We start from the raw sequence: 4,300 nt of genomic DNA on the forward strand, positions 1-4,300 counted from the left end.
AGCGAGCTGTCGACCGACTTCAGGCAACACCCGAGCTTGTTCGCAGCTTCTTCCGGGATCGCGACCTGCTGTACATCACGATGCCTGTAACTGAGCTACGGTCCAGTAGCCCAGTTTCTGCTTAGTAACTTGGACAATTCGATAACGGATTACGGATCAGAATTAGAAGTTGAGGCAGCCATGCGAGGCATGGTTCAAAGTTTGAGATTGCAGTCGCATATTAAGCAAGGCCTCAGGGCGAGACACAGCTTATTACTCCAACCGTAGTTTTGGCCTTTCATCCCCCGAGGACTGCTTGTCGTTTGTAGTGGACTTACCTAAGATTAAGCTTGGTAACGCTGCACCTCAGTTCGTGACCAGTGCACAATGAACTGAGAGAATCCAGCAGGTCGAGTGGGGAGACTGATCCAAGGCCATCGTGTGGTGTCCTCCGCGAGCAACTTTGGCTGACCGTCGCGCGATGGCTCTTACCATGTCCGAAGACTTGGTTCAATAGCCTGGAGTTACCCCACCCGAGGGAACGTCACCGTGCCAACTCGACCATGCGGTCGGCGGTGAATGCAGTCCCGAGATCGCTAAGGTATACCCAGCCTGCGAAAGGACTGCATTGTCGAACTACCCCCAGCTGTCGAGACCAGCGCTGCTGGCTTGGACGGTGGCTATGGCCGTCGCCGCCTTTCCAACCTGGGAAGAGTGGCGCTATCGACTCCAGCCTACAGGGGCCGAGATCGACATCTGCATGGGCTTGGTGCCGTGGGAGACATCACCGCTGGACCCCTTGCGCGGCGATCTCGAAAGGATCATGGAGAACGTGGTGACATGGGCGCTGCCCGTGCTGCTGGTTCTGGTCGGGTTTCTCGCCTGTTTATGTGGCAGAGATCCGCGGAGCGTGGGACGGCGAACAGCAGGCGTTCTCGTCCTAATCGCGGTCATCGAGCCGGTCACCCCTGCCTACGCATCTGCGGAAGGCTGCGGCGTGATTCCGATCCTCAGTGCCGAGTGGTTCGCCACCGTGATGAGCAGCTGGGGAAGCACCCAACTCTGCTTCTTGGGTGCCGCTGCACTCGTCCTGCTCACCACTCGGATGATGGGTGTCGTCACCTGGGAACGGCCAACGGTCGCTCCGTCGGGCGGTGTAACCTGGAGTCGTCCGGTGGCACTAGTGGTCGACTACGCGATCATCATCGCGTTGCTTACCTTTGTCATCCCGCTCATCCTGTTCTTGGCCGGCGTCGATACCCACATCGGCCTGGACAATGGGATTTTGAACTGGTCGGCCCTCTCCTTAGAGAACGTGGAGCCCGAACGATTACTCATTCTGCCTGGAGTGTTTCTGTACTTTTGGGTGCAACACAGCCTGTGGGGACAGACGCTGGGCAAGCGACTGTTGCGCATCCGCCTCGTCTCCGATCAGAAAACAGCACGACCGGCGGCGAGGAAGATAGCCATTCGTACGCTGGTTTTCCCGCTTTTGGTCTTCATGCCGACCGTCGGGCCGCTCGCGCTCATCGTGTATGGGCTGTGGGCACTCCTTGACCCCGATGGCCGAGCGCTTCACGACCGATGGGCGAACACCGAGATCACACGACGGACGACAGGAACCCAACTCTAGACGTAGCCTGCACCTGACCGGGACTCTCTCAAGAGCACTGCGCCTGCCGAAAATCTCATCCGTGCAGCTCAAGGTCACAGATCTATCCGTACAGGGATCCCCTTAACCGACCGTGGCGTTGAGGACTGGCGATCATCAGCCCCGGCGCGTGAAGCCTCTGCGCTGACGGTGCGCCTGCCGATAATTCCATCTGCCCAGGTCATGGCCTTGCAGCCTTCGCTTGGCGTACGCAAGCTTCGACTCCTGAAGAAGGAGCGAGTGCGGCAGGATGACCGTCACGAACGCCTTCGGCGCGCTGCGGTCGTTGCCGACGCCGGATTGGGTCAAGGACGTCGAGACTCCACCCAACATCACGAAATTGAGGCTAGGCCAAGGAACCTGGTGCGAGGTGCTCTCATAGGGCGATCATGGCCTGCCCCAGCCTGAAGCCGGGACGAAAACGTCCTTTAGCATAGACTCCAAGATCGAGGGTAGGCGATCGTGTTTCAGTAAAGCCGGACGGGGTAACTGATGGTTGCTCGGTGGTTGCTCATGGGCATGCGATACGGGACAACACGTCGCATCATCATTGGGCATTTCGGCGGCGGAAAATCTGAATGGAATGATAGAAATAGATAGCCTGCGACACTAAGTGGCACAAAGAAATTCGACTTTTAATCCGTAGGTTCAGGGTTCGAATCCCTGGCGCCCCACCTCTCACAAGCCTCTGAGCAGGTAAAACAGGCTAGACGGCGACCTCGCCGGAGCCGTCGTCAGGGCCAGGAATCAACAATTCGTCAACATCCGGCGAAGCCTCTACATCCGGCACCGCGAACGCGGCGTCGATCGCCGCCCGGGTGGTCTCACTGCTCGACTCATACAGGTGGCCGTACGTGTCCATCGTTTCAGTGATCGACTTGTGGCCAAGCCGCTCCTGGATCACCTTGGGCGACTCCCCCGCCTCGAAACTGGAGGCTGGCGTAGGTGTGCCGCAGGCTGTGAAAGGTGATCGACTCGGGAAGGTCGTCGACGGCGTCGACGGTCCTTTCCCAGACCCGTGGTCTCCAGTTCTGGTAGTTGAGCGGCCTGCCCTCGGCTGAGGTGAAGATCAGCCCTTCCGGGCCAGTCCCGAAGGTGGCGATGTGGGCGGCGAGCGCATCGATCACGAGGTTGGGCAGGGGGATGGTGCGGTTGCTGGCTTTGGTCTTGGGCGGGATGAACAGGCCGTTCTTGCGATCCCTGGTCAACTGGCGATCGACCTTCACGGTCCGGCGCAGGAAGTCGACACGATCCTGCGTGAGTCCGGCCAGCTCCGACCAGCGCATGCCGGTTCCCGCCGCCGTGATCACCATGGCCTCCCACAGGGCGGGGATGACCTCGGCGACGGCGAGGACCTGTTCGGTTTCGAGAGGTTCCACGTCCTTTCTGATGGTGGCCGGGAGTTCGATGTCCCGGCAGGGGGTGCGCCCGATCCGGTCGTCGGCCACGGCGCGTTTGAAGATGCCTGCCGCGATCCGGTAGCAGGCTTGGACGGTGCGCGGGGCCAGGTCCTCGGAGGTGGCCATGGCCGTCACCCAGTCCTGGACGTCACCTCGCGCGATGGCGGCCAGCGGTTTGCCGCCGAAGATGGGCAGGACGTGGTTGGTGAGGTAACTGCGGTAGACGGCCACCGTTCCGGGCTTCTTGGTGGCCTGTTTGGCGCTGATCCACTTGTCCGCGTAGACGCGGAACAGGATCTTGCCCGCATGGGGGTCGAAGTACTGGCCCTTGTTCTTGGCAGCTTCGATCTCGGCGCGGAAGGCTTCGGCGTCCTTCTTCAGGCGGAAGTTCTTGGCCTTCTGCTTGCCGTCCGGGTCGCGCCACATGACGCGGTATGAGTACCGAGGTTTGCCGTTCTTGAGGGTGTCGAGCTGGATTCGCTGGATGGATGCCAAGAGCTGATGCGCTCCCTTGTGTCGGGGAGGAATGACGATGGCCCTCGCATCGAGTACCGCGAGGGCCATGCGCCGGGGGTGTGTTTAGGCGGTGCGGTGCTGGACGAGCCAGGCGCGCAGGTCGTCGAGGTCGCAGCGGAGCTGCTGGCCGATCTTGAAGAAGGGCACGCCCCATTCGCGCCAGCGGTCGTAGAGGCGGCTGGCGGGCATGCGCAGGTAGGTTGCTACTTCCTCGAAGGTGAGCAAGGGTTCGGGTGCGGCGTGGGTCAAGCAGTTCTCCCATCGGTTGGTGGTGCGGCTCAGCCGCTGGTGTCTTCCAGCTCCATCTCCCGGCCGTGGGGGCACAGCGGAAGTCCTTGCTCGTCCAGCCATTTGCGGGTGGTGCGGACTTGGTAGCCGCAGCAGTCGCGGACGACGAGCTTCAAATTGCGGGTGGTCTGCTTCTTGCGGCCGGGATCGACCGGCAGGCTTCGATGCGGGTAGGGGCCGAGCACGTCGAGCATCGCCGTGAGCGTGGCCTTCAACGCGTCTCCGGCTACGGTGGCGGTCATCTTGCCGGTCAGGCCGACCGCCACAGCCAGGCGTTTGAACCCGACGCCGTGACCGTTCTGGCCGCTGGCGTGGACCAGTTCGTGCAGCAGCACCGCTAGGACGAGGTCTCCTTCGCCGAGGCGCGGGTGAATGAACACGTGCGGGGCAGAGGCGGGGTTGGCCAGGGTCCAGCATTCGCCGATCCGGTTGGATCTGGCCCCTGTGGACGGGAAGCCGACCGAGA

General features: G+C 61.4%; 5 protein-coding genes and 1 tRNA gene. 2 read left to right on the forward strand and 4 right to left on the reverse strand.

Annotated elements, in window-relative coordinates:
* Positions 1 to 661 precede the first annotated feature (661 nt).
* Together ABGB08_RS54165 and ABGB08_RS54170 are read left to right on the forward strand one after the other, a co-directional pair.
* Complete coding sequence (locus ABGB08_RS54165) at positions 662 to 1,612, forward strand: RDD family protein (RefSeq protein ID WP_347608291.1); 951 nt, start codon at positions 662 to 664, stop codon at positions 1,610 to 1,612.
* A gap of 626 nt (positions 1,613 to 2,238) precedes the next feature.
* Positions 2,239 to 2,304 (forward strand) — tRNA-Lys (locus ABGB08_RS54170).
* 32 nt (positions 2,305 to 2,336) lie between these two features.
* Here ABGB08_RS54170 and ABGB08_RS54175 read toward each other — a convergent pair.
* From ABGB08_RS54175 to ABGB08_RS54190, 4 genes are all read right to left on the reverse strand, one after another.
* Positions 2,337 to 2,492, reverse strand: a complete 156-nt coding sequence (locus ABGB08_RS54175) for a hypothetical protein (RefSeq protein ID WP_347608294.1) — start codon at positions 2,490 to 2,492, stop codon at positions 2,337 to 2,339.
* A 4-nt stretch (positions 2,493 to 2,496) separates the two neighbouring features.
* Positions 2,497 to 3,525 carry a site-specific integrase gene (locus ABGB08_RS54180; RefSeq protein ID WP_347608297.1) on the reverse strand — a complete coding sequence of 343 codons (1,029 nt, stop codon included), beginning with the start codon at positions 3,523 to 3,525 and terminating at the stop codon, positions 2,497 to 2,499.
* A gap of 84 nt (positions 3,526 to 3,609) precedes the next feature.
* Positions 3,610 to 3,795 carry a helix-turn-helix domain-containing protein gene (locus ABGB08_RS54185; RefSeq protein ID WP_347608300.1) on the reverse strand — a complete coding sequence of 62 codons (186 nt, stop codon included), beginning with the start codon at positions 3,793 to 3,795 and terminating at the stop codon, positions 3,610 to 3,612.
* Between the two features lie 29 nt (positions 3,796 to 3,824).
* A partial coding sequence (locus ABGB08_RS54190; RefSeq protein ID WP_347608303.1) for a hypothetical protein occupies positions 3,825 to 4,300 on the reverse strand: 476 nt, incomplete at its 5' end.

Source organism: Acrocarpospora sp. B8E8, assembly GCF_039871605.1.
Taxonomy (GTDB): domain Bacteria; phylum Actinomycetota; class Actinomycetes; order Streptosporangiales; family Streptosporangiaceae; genus Acrocarpospora; species Acrocarpospora macrocephala.

What these genes read in the sequence shown, in the direction of transcription:
- ABGB08_RS54165 (WP_347608291.1), top strand. Translation starts at nt 662, where the DNA reads ATGGCCGTCGCCGCCTTTCCAACCTGGGAAGAGTGGCGCTATCGACTC.
- ABGB08_RS54175 (WP_347608294.1), bottom strand. Translation starts at nt 2,492, where the DNA reads ATGGACACGTACGGCCACCTGTATGAGTCGAGCAGTGAGACCACCCGG.